The 16,565-nt window shown below is 59.9% G+C and carries 13 protein-coding genes and 1 pseudogene; 8 read left to right on the top strand and 6 right to left on the bottom strand.

The window, feature by feature from the left end; all coding sequences use genetic code 11:
- Positions 1-96: 96 nt before the first annotated feature.
- From I8E17_RS26375 to I8E17_RS26355, 5 genes and pseudogenes are all read left to right on the top strand, one after another.
- Positions 97-870, top strand: a complete 774-nt coding sequence (locus tag I8E17_RS26375; RefSeq protein WP_069614067.1) for a helix-turn-helix transcriptional regulator — start codon at positions 97-99, stop codon at positions 868-870.
- A gap of 69 nt (positions 871-939) precedes the next feature.
- Positions 940-1,215: pseudogene (locus tag I8E17_RS26370) on the top strand (efflux RND transporter permease subunit); the annotation flags it as partial.
- A 388-nt stretch (positions 1,216-1,603) separates the two neighbouring features.
- Complete coding sequence (locus tag I8E17_RS26365; RefSeq protein ID WP_069614065.1) at positions 1,604-1,930, top strand: hypothetical protein; 327 nt, start codon at positions 1,604-1,606, stop codon at positions 1,928-1,930.
- 168 nt (positions 1,931-2,098) lie between these two features.
- Positions 2,099-2,899: a hypothetical protein gene (locus tag I8E17_RS26360; RefSeq protein ID WP_069614410.1), complete on the top strand. Its 801-nt coding sequence runs from the start codon at positions 2,099-2,101 to the stop codon at positions 2,897-2,899.
- 274 nt (positions 2,900-3,173) lie between these two features.
- Entirely contained in the window at positions 3,174-4,868 is a 1,695-nt protein-coding gene (locus I8E17_RS26355) for a dihydroxyacetone kinase family protein (RefSeq protein WP_069614064.1), read from the top strand.
- A gap of 279 nt (positions 4,869-5,147) precedes the next feature.
- Here the strand turns inward: I8E17_RS26355 and I8E17_RS26350 are convergent, their stop codons facing one another.
- Positions 5,148-7,196 (bottom strand): acyltransferase family protein, encoded by a 2,049-nt coding sequence (locus I8E17_RS26350; RefSeq protein ID WP_229002271.1) that lies wholly within the window; start codon positions 7,194-7,196, stop codon positions 5,148-5,150.
- A gap of 219 nt (positions 7,197-7,415) precedes the next feature.
- Here I8E17_RS26350 and I8E17_RS26345 point away from each other — a divergent pair, with 219 nt between their 5' ends.
- The 3 genes from I8E17_RS26345 to I8E17_RS26335 all read left to right on the top strand — a co-directional run bounded on the left by I8E17_RS26345 (position 7,416) and on the right by I8E17_RS26335 (position 10,835).
- A complete protein-coding gene (locus I8E17_RS26345; RefSeq protein ID WP_346016511.1) occupies positions 7,416-8,138 on the top strand; it encodes a Chromate resistance protein ChrB in 723 nt (240 codons plus the stop codon).
- A gap of 26 nt (positions 8,139-8,164) precedes the next feature.
- Complete coding sequence (locus I8E17_RS26340) at positions 8,165-9,373, top strand: MFS transporter (protein WP_069614408.1); 1,209 nt, start codon at positions 8,165-8,167, stop codon at positions 9,371-9,373.
- 139 nt (positions 9,374-9,512) lie between these two features.
- Positions 9,513-10,835, top strand: coding sequence for a flagellar hook protein FlgE (locus I8E17_RS26335; protein ID WP_069614062.1), 1,323 nt, complete (start codon positions 9,513-9,515; stop codon positions 10,833-10,835).
- 200 nt (positions 10,836-11,035) lie between these two features.
- On the opposite strand, the gene I8E17_RS26330 is transcribed toward I8E17_RS26335, so the two are convergent.
- The 5 genes from I8E17_RS26330 to I8E17_RS26310 form a co-directional block, all read right to left on the bottom strand.
- Positions 11,036-12,037, bottom strand: coding sequence for an ABC transporter permease (locus tag I8E17_RS26330; protein WP_069614061.1), 1,002 nt, complete (start codon positions 12,035-12,037; stop codon positions 11,036-11,038).
- A 2-nt stretch (positions 12,038-12,039) separates the two neighbouring features.
- Entirely contained in the window at positions 12,040-13,059 is a 1,020-nt protein-coding gene (locus I8E17_RS26325) for an ABC transporter permease (RefSeq protein WP_069614060.1), read from the bottom strand.
- Positions 13,049-14,599: a sugar ABC transporter ATP-binding protein gene (locus I8E17_RS26320; RefSeq protein ID WP_069614059.1), complete on the bottom strand. Its 1,551-nt coding sequence runs from the start codon at positions 14,597-14,599 to the stop codon at positions 13,049-13,051. Before I8E17_RS26320 ends, I8E17_RS26325 begins: the two co-directional genes overlap by 11 nt.
- 63 nt (positions 14,600-14,662) lie before the next feature.
- Complete coding sequence (locus I8E17_RS26315) at positions 14,663-15,676, bottom strand: sugar ABC transporter substrate-binding protein (protein WP_069614058.1); 1,014 nt, start codon at positions 15,674-15,676, stop codon at positions 14,663-14,665.
- Positions 15,677-15,871: 195 nt separating this feature from the next.
- Positions 15,872-16,564, bottom strand: coding sequence for an amino acid ABC transporter permease (locus tag I8E17_RS26310; RefSeq protein WP_069614057.1), 693 nt, complete (start codon positions 16,562-16,564; stop codon positions 15,872-15,874).
- Position 16,565: the final 1 nt, after the last annotated feature.

Raw genomic sequence — 16,565 nt, 5'->3', positions numbered from 1 at the left:
GTGCGATAACCATGGGACCAATTCGACGGCCCTGGCTTATCGCCTTGAAGCCGGTCCGTATCACTCTATGATGACCATGATTGTAGAGATTGGGACATGCAAAGCGATCCGACGCGCAAACATCTTGAGTTTCATAATACCCATCGCGTCATGGCGGCCATGGACGTCAACTATCCTGACGGCGCCTCCACCGGCTGGCATTCGCATCCGCGCGGCCAGTTGCTCCATGCGATCGAGGGGGTGATGATCGTGCGGTCGGTGGAAGGATCATGGGTGGTGCCGCCGAACCGGGCGCTGTGGCTCGCCGCCGGGCTGGAGCATGACGTGAAGATGTCCGGCGAGGTCAAGATCCGAACCGTTTTCATCGATGCGACGGCAATCCGCCATATGCCGGCGGAAAGCTGTGTCATCGAGGTTTCGCCGCTGTTGCGCGAGCTAATAGTTGCCGCCGTCCAAGTTCCGCTCGACTATGGAGAAGGCGGTCGAGACGACCGTCTCATGCAATTGCTCCTAGATGAAGTGCGGGTCTCCGATGTCTTGCCCCTTCATCTTCCCATGCCGGAGGATGAACGTATCGAACGGATATGCAAGGCGATCACCGCGTATCCTGCCGACACGTCGACCGCGGAGCAATGGGCCGAACGTTTGGATGTAACGGCCAAGACGGTGCACCGCCTCTTCGCCAGGGAAACGGGCATGAGCTTCGCGCGATGGCGCGAGCAGGCACGCCTCCTGTCCGCGTTGCGCAAACTGGCGAATGGCGAACGCATCATCGACGTCGCCTTCGATTGCGGCTACGCCAGCCAGAGCGCTTTTACCGCCATGTTCCGCCGGCATTTCGGCAAGCCGCCGTCGGAGTTTTATCGTTAGGCGCGCTTTGCCGGCATCCGAAGAAAGCTCGACCGGATATGCCATTTTATCTATATTCAACGATATGCCACCGCAAGCCTCGGCTCTTCCTATGTCAACGACTATCCGAATGCCGACCGCATGCAGCAGGTCATCATGCAGGCGGATGGCCGCAGCCGCAAATAGGTGGAAGACATGATGAAGCTGAACGTTCGCAACGCAAGCGGCGGAATGGTGCCGCTCTCGTCGTTCGCGACCGCCGACCGGCGCAAGGGCGATCCGCAGATCGTCGGCTACAATGGTTATCCGACGATCCGCATCACCGGCGAGGCAGCGGTAGCCAAGTCTTCAGGTGCTACGATGGTCTTCTTCGTCTTTGTGCTGTCCCTCCTCCGGACCAAAAGAACGGCCGAATAGAAGGGTGCAGGCGCCGACGTCCCGCCCGCACCCACTGCTCACTCCGGTTCCGGATAAGGTGTGAAGGGGATAAGAGTGGAAGGGGCCTGAAATGATCGAGGCCTCTTCCGTTCATGACCAATCAGGTCTGTTAGAAACCGCGCTGGGAGCGCGGGATTCCGGCCCACTGATCCCGTTTTAGAGAATCGAGGTCGCTATAGACGGATTGTAGGTTGGAGATCGAACACGATGATCGCCATTCTTGCAATCCGGCCTTTGGCGATTTCAATCGCTTTCCGTCGCGCGCAATTCCTGACATATATGCGGAGAGGCGACTTGCCGTCGTGGATATGGCGTCATGAACGGGTCAATACCGGAAAAAAGCAAGTTGCGGGCACCCGCGGGCTCTGTCACGGGGCTTTGCTCAGCGTCCGCGACGATGTTTGCAGTGGGAATGGCCTTTCTGGGCTATTGGGGAGTGTATGATCAGGGGCCTTGGCGCATATCCGATTATTTCGTCGTGGCCCTAGCCATCATCGGATTCGCGGCTCTCGGCTTCGTGCCCTGGATCGTAACGACGCCCGTAGCGGAAGAAGAGGCGGAGAAAGTTGTCGGTGCCAGGCGCGCGTTGGCACTTGGGGTCGCCTTGATATGGCTGTCCGTGTGCATCGCGGTATGCACCTGATCCATTCTGCCGATTTGTTCCATAGCTGATTTCAAAACTCCGCCGGCCGCAAGGGATTCCGGCCTGCCGGGCTATGCGAACACCCATGAAAGGATGGAGCTTTTATCCTCCCGCTTCCTCGATATACATGACATAATCAACGGCCATGTACAGTTGGAGCATTTTTCGATGCAGCGCGAAGCGGTGTGGACGCTGGCTTTGTTTATTCTCCTCGTGTTTAGCGCCGCGGTCGGTTCGATATTGCGCGCGAGATTACCTGCCCCGCATCGCGGCAACGAGACGATGGACTTTCTCCGGGTCGTTACAGCCCTTCTTGTCACCTTTGCCGCGCTCGTCATGAGCTTGCTCCTGGCATCGGAGCTGAACGCATTCACAACGGCGGCTCACGATCGCAACCGCTACGCCGCCAGCCTGGCAGAGATGGACCGCTGTCTGAGGAATTACGGGCCGGCATTGGATCATGAGCGACAACTTCTGCGCGGCTACACAACCGCCGTCATTGCCAGCACATGGCCAGGTGAGCCAGTTCCAGCGGGGGTGACATATCCCGACATATCAAAATTGCCTTTGACTGGCGAAGCGCCCGTTCTTGGAGCAATTCTCAATGATATGGGTCTCGGCATTGCCCGCGAGCGGCCCACCGATCCCTTGCATCAGTTGCTCGTGACCCGTTGCAATCAGCTCTTCAGTGATCTCCTGGCGGCGCGATGGACCGTGATCGAGGACGCGCACGGCTCGCTTTCGGCACCGTTTCTTGGTGTCCTGATCTTCTGGCTTATGCTGGTATTCCTAAGCTTTGGTCTTCAGGCCCCCAGAAACCCGCTCACCGGCTCCATTGTCACCGTCGCCATCGTCTCGGTGGCGAGCGTCATGTTTGTCATCTTGGATCTCGACCTTCCCTATGGCGGTCTCTTCGGCATTTCGAGCGAATCCATGCGGCATGCGCTCGCCGATATGCTGGCGCCATAGCAGTCGACAAAGCCGTGTACATCGCTTGATCGACGCGTGGGCGCGAAATCATCGGATCGACACTCGATAGCTGGCGAATATGCGCGTCTTGCAGCTATGATATGGCGCGCGGGATCCTGGAGAAGGCAGGCGTGAGGGTCGCACCGGGCTCGGTTTTCGGGCCTGGGGGGAAGAATTGCGACATATGTGTTTTGCCGTTGATCCTGGCGCTCATCGAGGAAGGTGCGAAGCGACTGAAAGCGCTTCCGTGCAGGCAGCAATAGGATGAAGGATAATGAAGAAACTTATCAATCGACCCGCTGACGTGGTGCGGGAAATGCTGGAGGGCATTGTCGCCCTCGCGCCCGGCCTTGCGCTGCTCGACACGGAGAATGTCGTCCTGCGCGCTGACCTACCCGCGATCGCGGACCGGGCGGTCGCCCTGATCTCGGGCGGCGGCGCCGGCCATGAACCGGCCCATGCCGGGTATGTCGGGCCTGGCATGTTGACCGCGGCTGTTACCGGCGAGGTCTTCACCTCGCCGAGCGTCGATGCCGTGCTTGCCGCCATCCGCGCCAGCGCCGGCCCCGCGGGCGCACTGCTGATTGTGAAGAATTATACCGGCGACCGCTTGAATTTCGGCCTTGCCGGAGAACTCGCCGCTATCGAGGGAATCCCGACCGAGCTCGTCGTCGTGGCGGACGATGTGGCGCTTTCCGGTCTCGTGCCGCGTGACCGCCGCCGCGGCATCGCCGGAACGGTACTTGTCCATAAGATCGCGGGCGCGGCAGCGGCGAGCGGCAAGAGCCTGAAGGAGGTTGCCGCCATCGCTCGGTCGGCCGCGTCGCGACTCGGCACAATGGGCGTAGCGCTCGGTGCCTGCATCGTGCCGGCCGCCGGCAAGGCCGGTTTTACGCTCGCTGATGACGAAATCGAACTTGGCCTCGGCATCCATGGCGAAAAGGGCGTCGAGCGCACGAAACATCTGCCCGCGGACGCCATCACCGACAGGATCATCGGGCAGATCGTCACGGACATGCAGCTTGCGTTAGGTTCTAGGGTCGCATTGCTCATCAATGGGCTCGGGGCAACGCCGCCCATGGAGCTGGCGGTCGTCGCCCGTTGTGCGATCGCATCGCTGCGTTCTCGTGGTCTCAGGATCGAACGGGCCTGGAGCGGCAATTTCCTGACGGCGCTCGAAATGCCGGGTTGCTCGATTTCACTCCTGAACCTGGACGAGGGCGATATCGAACTGCTGGATGCCGATACGTCCGCGACCGCGTGGCCGCGGGGCGGCGCGATCTCGGAGGCAGCCCATATCGTGCGGGTACCGAACATGCCGGAGAGCGAAGCTCCGCTCGGCGATGCGGGCCGGTTCGATCCTCACGATTTGCGCCGCATCGGTCTCGCCGTCTGTGATGCGCTGGAGGCGGCCGAAGCCCATCTGACCGAGCTCGACAGCAAGGCAGGCGACGGCGATCTCGGCGCGAGCATGCTTCGTGGCGCCGAAGCCATTCGCGCCCTGCCCGAAAGCGCCTGGATCAACCCCGCCAACGCGCTGGTCGCAATCGGCAATGCGCTACGGCGGGCGATCGCCGGAAGCTCCGGGCCCTTCTATGCGATCGCGTTGACGCGGGCTGGGCGCCATCTCGGCGAGCACAATCGCTTCTCGCCTGAAGATTTTCGCGCCGCCCTCGCGATCGGTATCGCTGCCATCAGCGAAATAGGAGGAGCAAAGCCGGGTGATCGCACCATGCTCGATGCGCTTGATCCGGCCTTGCGAGCGCTCGAGGCAGCCGCCATCAAGGTGCCCGCCGCCGAGGCCTGGAAGCAGGCAGCCTCCGCCGCGGCCGAAGGCGCACGCCGCACGGCGGATATGGTACCGAAACTCGGCCGCGCGAGCTATCTCGGCGAAAGAGCTCTCGGCGCCCAAGACGGTGGCGCAGCAGCCGTCGCGATCTGGATGGAGGCACTGGCGACAAGTCTCTAATTTCGCTGGCGTGGCGCCAAACCCGACATTCGAACCGCCTCGACCGCCGTCCATGTGGCACTTATGGCCATCTTCTCGTCTGTATGAGCATTCGCATCGCGCGCTGCAGGATCGGACAGTTAGAGGAACGCCATATAATCGGTTTCGCTGTATCGCCAACTACGGCAGCCAATCCTTTTTCGGGAGAGGCTGCCGATACGGATCGGCCAATCGGTCCACCCGCCCCCGTACGCCGTCAGCATGAGTCAGCCGTGGAAACGACATACATTCTCGTCCCACTCACTTTCCGGAGGAATCCAAGGTCGCCCGCAGCGATTGACGAGTTTCAGACAGCACGGGGACGTAGAGCGAGCTCAAGGTCGCCGCGAACGTCGCTGTAAGATGATCGGCATCCTTATAAAGCGGCAGACCGTTTCGCACGGCATCGCAACGATCGCTGCCGCAGATGGCTGGAAGCGGATCGATGATCGTTGCACCATATTTCGCAGCCACACGGCTCAGGATCCGGCGCGAGAGCGCCTGCCTCTTCTCGATATACTCCAAGGGGGGAGCAACCTCCGTTGACGTGCCTTGCATCATCGCCTTGGCGACGGCCTCCGGCATGTAGCGCCCCATTTCGGGAACATCCGAGACCAGCACGACCTTGGTACCCTGTTTGGTCAGATCGGCAATCAGGCGGTCCAGCGTGTCGACGACTGATGCCGACCGATCCTCGAGCGGAGGCGGTACGGAAGGATCGAAGTAGGGCCCCTCATTGGGCATTTCGGCATCGTGGACATATTTGGGCCAATAGGCCACCAGGAAAACCAGTGGAATATGCTGGGCCTTAATCAGATCGAGCACCGCGCCGTTGAAATCGCCGCAAAGCTCGGTATCACCGCGCGGTGTGAGCTGAACATCTGGCAAAGGCGGGCACGACGAATGGCCTGCGAATAGACCGCTGATCCCAACCTGCCTCGCCGCCACGTCGATGGCGGGCGCCATGGCGCCGGAATGGGAATCGCCCCAAACGAGAAAATTGGGTTTCGCCGCGTCCTCAGGCCCGAGCGGACAAAGCTTGCCCGCACGAATATCCGCGGCAGAACGCCCCGCCGTGTCGGATTCAGCAAAGCACGGCGGTAGGCTGAAGCGGCTCTGATCGTAAGTGGAAGCATAAACCCGCCGCACATCCGCCGGCAGTCGACCGGGTACACCGCCGTGATGAGCGACATAGTCTCCCAATCCGGCAGCGGCGATCACGACGGTCAGTGCCCCAGCAAATAACGGCGAACGCTTTACCAGGCTGCCGCGTCCACGGAACGGCCGCTCGATGAAGCGCCATGAGATGATGGACATGGCGAGCGACGCCAGCACGATCAGGCCGCCCTGCAGCAGCGAAAGCTTCCGTCCCGTCACCTCCCGGCTGAAGACGATGAGCGGCCAATGCCAGAGATAAAGCGAGTAGGAGATCAACCCAACGAAAACCATCGGCCGCGATCGCAGAACTCTGCTCGCTGGCCCGAGTTCGTCCCGCGCATGGATCACCAGCGCCGCGCCAAGACAGGGTAGCAGAGCTGCCGGGCCGGGGAAGAGTGTCCGCCCGCTAAACCCGAAGACGGCGATCGCGATCAAAAGCACGCCGGCGGAGGCCAATCCGGCTCGCACCTGGGGTCGCTTTGGCACCGATAGGACACCGAGGGCCAGCATCGCTCCAAGGAGCAGCTCCCAGGCGCGAAATTGCAGCAGATAAAATGCGTCGGGCTGCGACCGGAACAGCGTCCATGTGCCCGCTGCGAAAGACACGGTCAGCAATCCAGCCAGGATCGATGCGATATAGCGTTGCGCAAATCGGTTTAGGATCAATAGCAGCAAGGGAAACAGAATGTAGAACTGCTCCTCGACCGCCAGGGACCATGTGTGCAGCAGCGGCTTCATTTGCGCGCCGATATCGAAGTATCCGCTCTCCTTGTCGAATTGGATATTCGATGTGAACAGGGCGGCCGCCTTCAAGCTACGCGCGAAATAGGCAAATTCGGCTGGCATCAGCAGAAACCATGCCGCGACGGAGCACGTGGCCAGGACAGCGAACAATGCCGGAAAAATCCGCCGGATACGGCGCTCATAGAATCGGACGAGACTGAATTCGCCGCGCGCGATTTCGCCCGAGATCAGCGAGGCCATCAGAAAACCCGAGATGACGAAAAACACGTCAACCCCGACGAAACCGCCACTGAAGCCAGGAATACCGGCGTGATAGAGAACGACCGGAAGGATCGCCAGAGCGCGCAGGCCGTCGATATCGCGGCGATAGGTGAAGCCGCCAGGCTCGTATCCGGGAACGGGCGCCACGGACGACGAGCGCCTGAGAACAAGATTCAAATTCAACTCTCCAAATGCCAACGCCCGCATACAGCTGCAACGTGTCGTTTTTGGGAAATAGCCTCATTGACTGACGTAAAGCTGAAAAACCGTGGCTTCAAATGCCTGCCCACGATGTCAGGTTGCGGAACCGCTGGGATGGCGCCATCCATACCATCTAAAATTCGATAATCATGACGCGTCTGGACCATGAACCTCTGGATATGCACCGCCTGCCCCGCCCGCGACCATTTGGCTGCAGGTATATGCAGGACGGGCGGCGTCAATCTTCTATGGAACAGTGCTCCTGAAAGTTCGATTGAAGGTTCCATTTCATTGCCGATATGGTATGCATTCAATGTAACGATCGTAACAATATTGAGAAACGTCTTGAGCCAATGGATTTTGCTTACCTACAAGGTGCCTTCGGAGCCTGCAGCTCGAAGGGTGGCTTTGTGGCGGCGCCTCAAGGGCTTAGGCGCCATCTATCTTCAGAACGGGGTTTGCCTCCTCCCCCGCAGCGACGAGAACCTGCGACGGCTGAAGATGTCGGAACTGGATATCTCCGAGATGGGTGGCGAATCCGTGCTGCTAGAGTCAGCACCTCTCGATGACGCCCAACTCAACAAAGTGATCGAACGCTTCAATGCAGATCGTGATGAACTCTACCAAGAATTTATCGGACGCTGCGACGATTTCGGAAAGGAAATCGCGAAGGAGATATCGAAGCAGAAGTTCACCTATGCCGAACTCGAAGAAGAAGACACGGATCTTAGGAAGCTTCAGGAATGGTTCGAGCGGATCAAGAAGCTCGATTTCTACGGCGCGCAATTAGCAACGCCGGCTGCCGAAAAGCTGAAAGCCTGCGAGACCTTGCTCGACGATTATGCGCGCCAGGTTTTCGAAGCCAACGAAGAGAACAAAAACGGCTGAACAAGATGCGCCGAAAGGATCCGCCAGTGGTCGATGTCAACGCAAAAGGCCGTCGACCGGCACCAGCCATACCCGGTGGCGTCTGGGCGCTAGGCTTCGTCTCGCTTTTTATGGACATCTCCTCCGAGATGATCCACGCTCTGCTTCCTATCTACATGGTGACCGTTCTTGGGGCCTCGACGCTTTCCGTCGGCGTCATCGAGGGCATCGCGGAAGCCACCGCTGCGATCACGAAAGTATTCTCCGGGGCCATAAGCGATTGGCTCGGCAAGCGAAAACTCCTGGTCCTGCTGGGATATGGGATGGCCGCACTGACCAAGCCGATTTTTCCGATTGCGCCGTCGATCGGCTGGCTTGTAGCAGCACGTTTCATCGACCGTATCGGCAAGGGCATTCGCGGTGCGCCGCGAGATGCCCTGATTGCAGATATTTCGCCTCCCGAAGTGCGCGGCGCAAGCTTCGGACTGCGGCAGTCCTTGGATACGGTCGGCGCCTTCCTCGGCCCAGCGCTCGCGTTGCTTCTCATGTGGTGGACTTCGGATCAGTTCGGCACGGTTTTCTGGATCGCCGTCATCCCTGCCTTCCTTGCGGTCGGCCTCATTCTTTTCTTCGTCAAGGAGCCTTCAAAGGCGCCCAGCGGCAAAAGCGCGAGATTTCCGTTACGAAAATCCGATCTCCTGCGTCTTCCAAGCACATACTGGCTTGTGACGGCGGTAGCGGCGATTTTCACGCTTGCGCGCTTCAGCGAAGCTTTTCTGTTGCTCGATGCCCAAAGCCTCGACATGCCAGTTACGCTAATTCCGCTTGTGCTGATCGGCATGAATTTCATCTACTCGATTTCCGCATACCCGGCCGGAGTTCTTGCCGACCGGGTCGACCGCGTCACCTTGCTTTTGATCGGCGTCGGGCTTCTGGTCGCAGCTGATCTGACGCTGGCTTTCGTTCCTGGGCTAGCCGGGCTGGCTTTTGGCGTGTTGCTCTGGGGTTTGCATATGGGCTTCACCCAAGGCATCTTTGCAACGCTGGTTGCGGACGCCTCTCCAAGCAATCTGCGGGGAACGGCTTTCGGAGTCTTCAATCTCGTTTGCGGAATTGCCCTGTTATGCGCCAGCATCCTTGCTGGTGGGCTCTGGGAATGGATCGGACCTGACAGCACCTTTGTCGCCGGCGCGGCTTTTGCGTCCATGGCCGGCGTGATCCTGCTTGCTTTCAGAGAGCGTCTGAAGAGGGCTTGAACCGCACGCCTGCCCATGGCTCGGCTCAAGCATCGTCGAATGTTTTGAACTGATTCAAACGAGCGGCACACGCCAAAAAGCCAGCTTCACACAAGTCATTATCGCTACCATCCCTGCATCAGCAACGTGCGAGGAACCAATGAGCATCTTTGGTAGCATGAAAACGGCAGTTTCCGGCATGAACGCGCAGGCAAATAAGCTTAGCACAGTGTCGGACAACATCGCGAACGTCAATACAACGGGCTACAAGTCAGCGAGCACCAGCTTTTCGTCGTTGATTCTCCCTTCGGGCGGCGGCAACTATAACTCCGGCAGCGTCGAAACCAACGTCAGCTATTCGGTCTCGCAGCAGGGCGATACGGTCTCCACATCGTCGAGCAGCGACTTGTCGATCCAGGGCGCCGGCTTCTTCGTCGTGCAGGGCGCCGACGGCAAGACCGTCCTGACCCGCGCGGGCGACTTTACACCGGATGCAAACGGCAACCTCGTGAACTCCGCCGGCTATACGCTGATGGGCTACTCCTATGCTTCTGGAGCGCCGGCTGTCGTCGTCAACGGCTTCGACGGCCTGGTGCCGATCAACGTCAATCAGAGCGGTCTTGCCAACGAAGCTTCGACATCCGGCAGCTTCACAGGCAACCTCAATTCGAATGCAACCACCGTCACAGCCAGCTCAACCGTAGCGCTGCCGAGCACCGGCTACACCGGTAGCTCGAATACCGCAACAGTTACGACCGACACCCAGAAGAGCTCGGTTGTTGCCTATGACAAGCTCGGTAACAGCGTCATGTATGACGTTTATTACACCAAAATAGCGAATGCGGATTCCACCGCAACCCCACCAACATCGGGCCAATGGGAAGTAACGGTTTATCGCCACGACGATGCAAATACATCGGGCAGCAGCTCATTCCCTTACTCATCGGCGCCCGTCGGGACCACCCAGCTGACATTCGATGCGAATGGAAATCAGTCAATCGATAATAAGGGTGTGTTTAATATCGTTGATCCGAAGACGGGCGGAACGATCTCGATGGATCTGACCAAGATGACCCAAAAGGCATCCGATTTCGCTTCCACCGGCTCGACCAACGGGCAGGCGGCTGCCGCAGTCACCGGCGTCACCATCGACAAGAACGGCGTCGTCTACGCGAACTACGCGAAAGGGGATCCGAAGGCGATCTACCAAATCCCGCTCGCAACCGTTGCAAGCCCGGACAAGCTGACGCTCTTGAGCGGTAACGTCTATCAGGCCAACGCCGACTCCGGCGTGACCGTCACCAGCTTCGCCAACAGCAACGGTCTCGGCTACATCCAGTCGAACTCGCTGGAAGCTTCCAACGTCGACCTGGCGGGCCAGCTCACCGACATGATCCAGGCGCAGAAGAGCTATACGGCCAACTCCAAGGTGTTCCAGACTGGCTCCGACCTGCTGGACGTGTTGGTCAATCTCCAGCGCTGATTTTCCGCCTGCGTAATCAAAAGGGTCCTCCGGGACCCTTTTTTCGTAGGATTCGGCAGGCGAAGCCTGTTGCTAAACACTGCCCCGACCTAGGCGTGTGGATCTGCGAGCGTAGCCGACGCTTGGCTCGGCGCGTAGATTTCGGAATCGGACAGGGCGAGAAAAATGTGGCAGATAGAGCAGTCGGAAAGCGACTTGCCTCACGCGCGGCCAGCTGCTTTCCGGTTCATGAAGCTCAGGGCGAGCACGGTGAAGATCAGTGTTCCCGTACCGACCTGCTGCCAGTAGAAATTCAGATCGGTCAATAAAAGTCCATTGGCCACGATACTGAGCAGCAGCACACCCAGCACGGTACCAGCGACGTTCGGCCGCCCGAGCGGACTGAGCGTCGTGCCGATGAAGGTTGCGCCGATGGCATTCAGCAGAAATGCATTGCCGGAAGACGGGATATAGACGGTGACGGTCGCGGTCAGAATCAGGCCAGCGACGGCTGCGATCAATCCGACCAATATGAAGGTGGCCGCTATATAGGCGGGAGCCGCGATGCCGGAATAGCGCACGACACCCGGCTGGATACCGATCGACAGCACGACGCGGCCAAAGCGCGTGCGGGCAAGAATGACCGCGGCGACCGCGATGATGAGTATGGCGGCTGCAAGGGGCACAGGGAAACCCCCGATCGTGCCGTGGCCAAGGAAACGGAAAGCCTCCGGCACGCCATTCGGCGGCAGATAGACGGGATTGCCGCCATTGGTCAGCAGCTGCTGGATGCTGCGGCCGATGAACAGCGTGCCGAGCGTCGCAAGGAACGGCGAGACGCCAATCCCTGAGATCAGCAGCGCATTGAAAGCACCGACAAGCGCCCCGGCCCCCAATCCGGTAAGCGCCGCAAATGCCACCGGCTGTCCGGCAAGGACAAGCGAGACGAAGGCAAAGGCCGCGAAATCCATCGCCGTTCCCACCGAAAGATCGATGCCGCCAGACGCAACGGCGAAGGTCATGGCGATGGAAACGATGGCAAGCAACGTGAAATTGTTGACCAGGATGCTCTGCAGGTTGGCAAGGGTCAGGAATGTCGGTGTGATCAGGGAAAAGACGGCGAAGACCGCAACCACGGCGAGGATCAGCCCATAGCGCACTAGGCTGGCGGCGATCAGCCGCGTCAAGCCAACCGTGGCGTGTGCGGAAACATGGAGCGACATGTTCAGGCCTCCCGCCGACGCAACAGAGTCGTTGCGGAGACCACGATCAGAATGAGCAGGCCCTGCACGCCGCTGACCAGCGTGCTCGAAATATTGAGCAGCTGGAAACCGTTGGTGAGGAAGCCGACCAGCAGAGCTGAAAGCAACGTTCCAGTCACTGTTGGAACCAGCCTGCGTGAAAAGACCGAACCGAGCAAAGCGGTGACAACGACGGGCAACAGCATCTCGCCGGAACCCGTCGTGCTGCCGCTCAGGTAGGAAACCGAGAGGATGCCGGCGATGCCGCCAGATAGGCCGCTGGCGACGAATGCGCCGGCAAGCAGGCGACGAAGCGGAAGGCCAGCTGCGCGCGCGGCATCCGGAAACTCGCCGACAGCGTAAAGGCGCAGACCAAGCGGTGTATATTGCACGATCGCCGTAGCAATCGCCGTGAAGCCGATGAGCACATAAGCGAGGATCGGCATGCCGAGCGAATCCGAAGCAGAAAGCGCCGAGAGGAATGGCGTGGAAGCCGGAAGGACGGTATTTCCCGTCAGCACCAGTTCCAGGCCGGCAACGACGTTCATGACGGCAAGCGTGGCGAGTAGCGGCACGATACCGGCATAGACGACGGCGATGGCGTTGGCCGCGCCGATCAGTGTACCAGTCAGAATCGACGCCAAGATCGCCGTGACATCACCAAAGCCGAGTTGCGTGAGGCTGGCATAGACGGCGGCGCTGAGGCCCATATTGGCGGCAAGCGACAGGTCGATGCCGCCGGTGACGACATTGGAGCCGCCGGCGATGAGGACGATCGTCAGTCCGATCGCGAGCACGCCGGAGATGGCTGATTGGCCGAGCACATTGCCGATATTGCCGATGCTGAGGAAATAAGGCGCCGTCAGCGAAAAGACGATCAGGATGACCCCAAAGGCGATCAGCGACCCGAAGCGCAATGCCGTGGCCGCTATATTGCCGGCCGGCCGGGCAGGTCCTTCCACGGTCGAAAATCCCGAAGACGCGAATTCTACCTCAGCCGACATGGCGCTGTCCTTCCGACGATCCGGTGGCTTCGGCGAGCACGGCTTCCGCCGTCGTCTCCGACGATATGAATTCCCGCGCCACCCGGCCACGGAAGAGCACAAGGATGCGATCCGTGATGCCAAGGAGTTCCGGTAGGTCGGAAGATAGGACTATGACGCCGGCGCCGCGCGCCGCGAGTTCGCCGATCAGCGTATAGATCTCGACCTTGGAGCCGATGTCGACGCCGACCGTCGGCTCGTCGAGGAGGTAGACCTCGGAATGGCGACTGAGCCATTTCGCTATCGCCACCTTCTGCTGATTGCCGCCCGAAAGCGTGCGCAGCAAGGCACTACGCCCGTTGGTCTTTACCTGCAGGCGTTCAATCAGAGAATCGATTTCCCGCCTTTCGCCCTCGCGGTCGAGAAAGCCGAGGCGCGTGAAGCGATCGAGGCTGGAAAGACTGATATTTTCCGCGACGCTGAGGTCGAGCGCGACGCCATGGCGCCGCCTATCCTCGGGCACCAGGGCGATCCTGTTATCCGTCGCGTGACTGGGATTGGCGAAACGGACAGTCTTGCCGCCGATTTCGATACGGCCGAAGGCCGGCCTATCCAGACCGAAGAGAGAGCGAACCAGCTCCTTTGCCCCGGAACCGAGCAAACCAGTGAGGCCCAGCACCTCGCCGCGCCGAAGGGTGAAGCTGACATCCTCGTATTTTCCGGGCGCCGAAAGCCGTTCGACCGTGAGGATTTCATCACCGGGCGCAACAACCGGCTTCGGAAACATGTCCTTGACGTCGCGCTCGACCATCAGCCGCGCGATCGCCGCGGCCGATGTATCCCGGATCGGCACCGAAGCGACGTCCAGCCCGTTGCGCAGCACGGTGACATGGTCGCAGAGTTCCTCGATTTCGTTCAGGTAATGCGAGATGTAAATGAAGGTCACGCCTTCATCGCGCAGGCGACGGATCAGGCGGAAGAGGATATCGGCCTCGCGACGCACCAATGCCGCCGTCGGTTCGTCGAAGACAAGCACCTTAGGCTGGTTGAGAAGCGCGCGGGTGATCTGGACGATCTGCTTTTCGGCCGCCGACAATTCACCGATCAGCGCGCTGTTCGGCAACCGCACACCGAAATAATCCTTGAGGATATCGGATGCACGGCGCCGCATCAGCCGGCGATCGAGAAATGGCGTGCCCGGTATGCGCGGCTCCCGGCCGAGAAACAGGGCTTCGCCGACCGTAAAAGTCGGCACGAGAAGCTGATCCTGATGAATGAAGTGAATGCCGAGCTCTTCCGCGAGATGCGGGGTCAGCCTATCGAAAGCTCGCCCTTCGATCTCGATCCTCCCGTCATCCGGCTGGTGAAGACCTGCAAGCAGCTTGATCAATGTCGATTTGCCCGCGCCGTTCTGGCCGACGAGACCATGGATAGTTCCACGCCTGACGGCAAGCGACGCACCCGCCAGCGCCTGCGCTCCGCCGAAGCGCTTGACGATGCCTTCAAAGCGGATGATGTCGTCTTTTGCCGTCACCGGCTGCTTGAAAGAAATGGCGCTCATCGCGGTCTCCAGCGGACATGTTCCGGGCGATCCAGCCATGGCGGCATCGCCCGGAGCGGACTATCAGCCAATGCCGAGCTTCTTGGTAACCTCGCCGACATTGGCCTTGTTGGCCAGAAGCGCTGGAACGTAGGTCTCGCGCGGCAGCGTCTGACCGGCGAGGAGCTTCGCGACATTGCGGATGGCGGTGCGGCCGATTTCCGCGGGCTGTTGAGCGACGTCGGCGCCAGCGGGCGATTTCGGATCGGCGATGAGCTGCAGCACTTCCGGGCTGCCATCGACGCCGTAGGTGCGGATTTCGGCGCGGCCAGCGGCGGCAAGCGCCTGGGTCGCGCCGAGCTGCGGGATGTCCCATGCCGACCAGATCGCCTTGATCGACCCTTTTTCCGGATATTTGCTCAAAATCGCCGTGGTCTGGGTGAAGGCGTCCTGCACGGTATTCGGAATGACGTCGCGCAGTTCCGGCTGGAGGATCTTCACCTTCGGGAAATATTTGACGACATTGACCAGCTGGTCATAGCGGATCGCGCAAGGCGTCACGCCGTAAAAGCCATTGAAGACGACGATATTGCCTTCGCCGCCGATATCGGAGACGAGCTGCAGCGCCAGGTCCTTGCCGATGCCCCAGTTGTCGGAGGTGGTATTGTTGATCGAATTGGTCGAGCCGACGTCGACCGTCAGAACCGGAATACCGGCGTCGCGCGCCTTCTTCAGCCAGGGGTCGATGACGCTCAGCGTGCCGAGGATCTGAACGATGGCATCCGGCTTCTGGGCAATCAGCGTCTGCAATTGCGAGACCAGTTTGGCGTCGTTGCGCCCCGCGTCCACGGCGATCGGCTCGCCCCCGAGGCGCTTGACCTCTTCGATCTGGGCATTATAGGCCTGCAGGTCGAAGAAATGGTCGGTTCCGGTCGCGCTGATGGCGATGCGCTTACCCTTCAGGGACGGCTCTTCCTCGGCCGCGAAGGCGGGCTTTCGCCCGATCAGCGAAGCGCCGGCAACGGCAACTCCAGCCGCCGCGGATAATTTCAGCAGCTCCCGTCTTCCCAGACCGCTGTCGGACTTTTCGATGCTCATTGCCACTCTCTCCAATTTGACTTTAGTCTATAAATTAAGTGGACTAATGAGAATGGGGAGAAATGAATTTCCAAAAAGGCGGTCTGGAGAGGAAAGAGTGGACGGCGCGGGTGCTCGTCCCCGGCCGCGGTTTTCAAGGGCGATCAGCCGATGGAGACCGTCTTGTCTTGCCGCGTCGGGAGCGTTGGGTCGAGATCAAGTCCGCACCCTGAGCGCTCGCTCCGTCCTGTCCGCGATCTGCGTTACTGCATAGGCTATCACCATGTAGATCACGACCGCGACCAGGAAGGCCTCGAGATAGTAGAAGTTCAGCGCTGCGGTCAGTTGCGACTGCGCGAAGATGTCGACCACCTCGATGGCGAACCCCAGGGAAAGCGCCTTCATGATGACCATGAAGGAATTGGCAAGATCCGGTATCGCGGCGACGATGACCTGTGGAAGCATGACCCGGCGGAAGAGCTGGCTCTTCTTGTAGCCGAGCGAGTAGGCTGCATCGGCCTGGCCGGTGTCGAAAGAATTCAGCGCGCCCTTGACGACTTCCGCCTGGAAAGCGGCGACGCAGGCGGTCAGGGCGACGATGAGCGTGACCCAGTTTGGCGTCGAATGGCCGTTATAGTCCACGCCAATCAGCGATGTCAGGAATTGCAGGGTCGAGGGCAGGCCATAATAGGCGAGGAAGATCACCACGACCATCGGCACGCCCTTGAACGCAATCTTGTAGGCGACGACAAGCTGTCGCAAGACAGGGATGCGCCGATATTCCACCATGGCGAACAGGCTGCCTATGATCGTCGAGAAGACGAAGATCGCGAGCGCCATCGCGAGCGTGAGGGGTACCGCACCCAGGATATCCCAAAGATCGGGGAGAAGAACGTCGATATCGAACATA

Origin of the sequence: Rhizobium sp. AB2/73 (assembly GCF_020871915.1) — a bacterium.
GTDB classification, from domain to species: Bacteria; Pseudomonadota; Alphaproteobacteria; order Rhizobiales; family Rhizobiaceae; genus Rhizobium; species Rhizobium dioscoreae.
This window is presented reverse-complemented; position numbering and strand designations above follow the sequence as displayed.

Excerpts from the sequence above, each read along its gene's own strand:
- I8E17_RS26360 (WP_069614410.1), top strand. The coding sequence starts at position 2,099 with ATGCAGCGCGAAGCGGTGTGGACGCTGGCTTTGTTTATTCTCCTCGTG.
- I8E17_RS26325 (WP_069614060.1), bottom strand. The coding sequence starts at position 13,059 with ATGTCGGCTGAGGTAGAATTCGCGTCTTCGGGATTTTCGACCGTGGAA.
- I8E17_RS26320 (WP_069614059.1), bottom strand. The coding sequence starts at position 14,599 with ATGAGCGCCATTTCTTTCAAGCAGCCGGTGACGGCAAAAGACGACATC.
- I8E17_RS26315 (WP_069614058.1), bottom strand. The coding sequence starts at position 15,676 with ATGAGCATCGAAAAGTCCGACAGCGGTCTGGGAAGACGGGAGCTGCTG.
- I8E17_RS26345 (WP_346016511.1), top strand. The coding sequence starts at position 7,416 with ATGAACCTCTGGATATGCACCGCCTGCCCCGCCCGCGACCATTTGGCT.
- I8E17_RS26355 (WP_069614064.1), top strand. The coding sequence starts at position 3,174 with ATGAAGAAACTTATCAATCGACCCGCTGACGTGGTGCGGGAAATGCTG.
- I8E17_RS26330 (WP_069614061.1), bottom strand. The coding sequence starts at position 12,037 with ATGTCGCTCCATGTTTCCGCACACGCCACGGTTGGCTTGACGCGGCTG.
- I8E17_RS26375 (WP_069614067.1), top strand. The coding sequence starts at position 97 with ATGCAAAGCGATCCGACGCGCAAACATCTTGAGTTTCATAATACCCAT.
- I8E17_RS26335 (WP_069614062.1), top strand. The coding sequence starts at position 9,513 with ATGAGCATCTTTGGTAGCATGAAAACGGCAGTTTCCGGCATGAACGCG.
- I8E17_RS26310 (WP_069614057.1), bottom strand. The coding sequence starts at position 16,564 with ATGTTCGATATCGACGTTCTTCTCCCCGATCTTTGGGATATCCTGGGT.
- I8E17_RS26365 (WP_069614065.1), top strand. The coding sequence starts at position 1,604 with ATGAACGGGTCAATACCGGAAAAAAGCAAGTTGCGGGCACCCGCGGGC.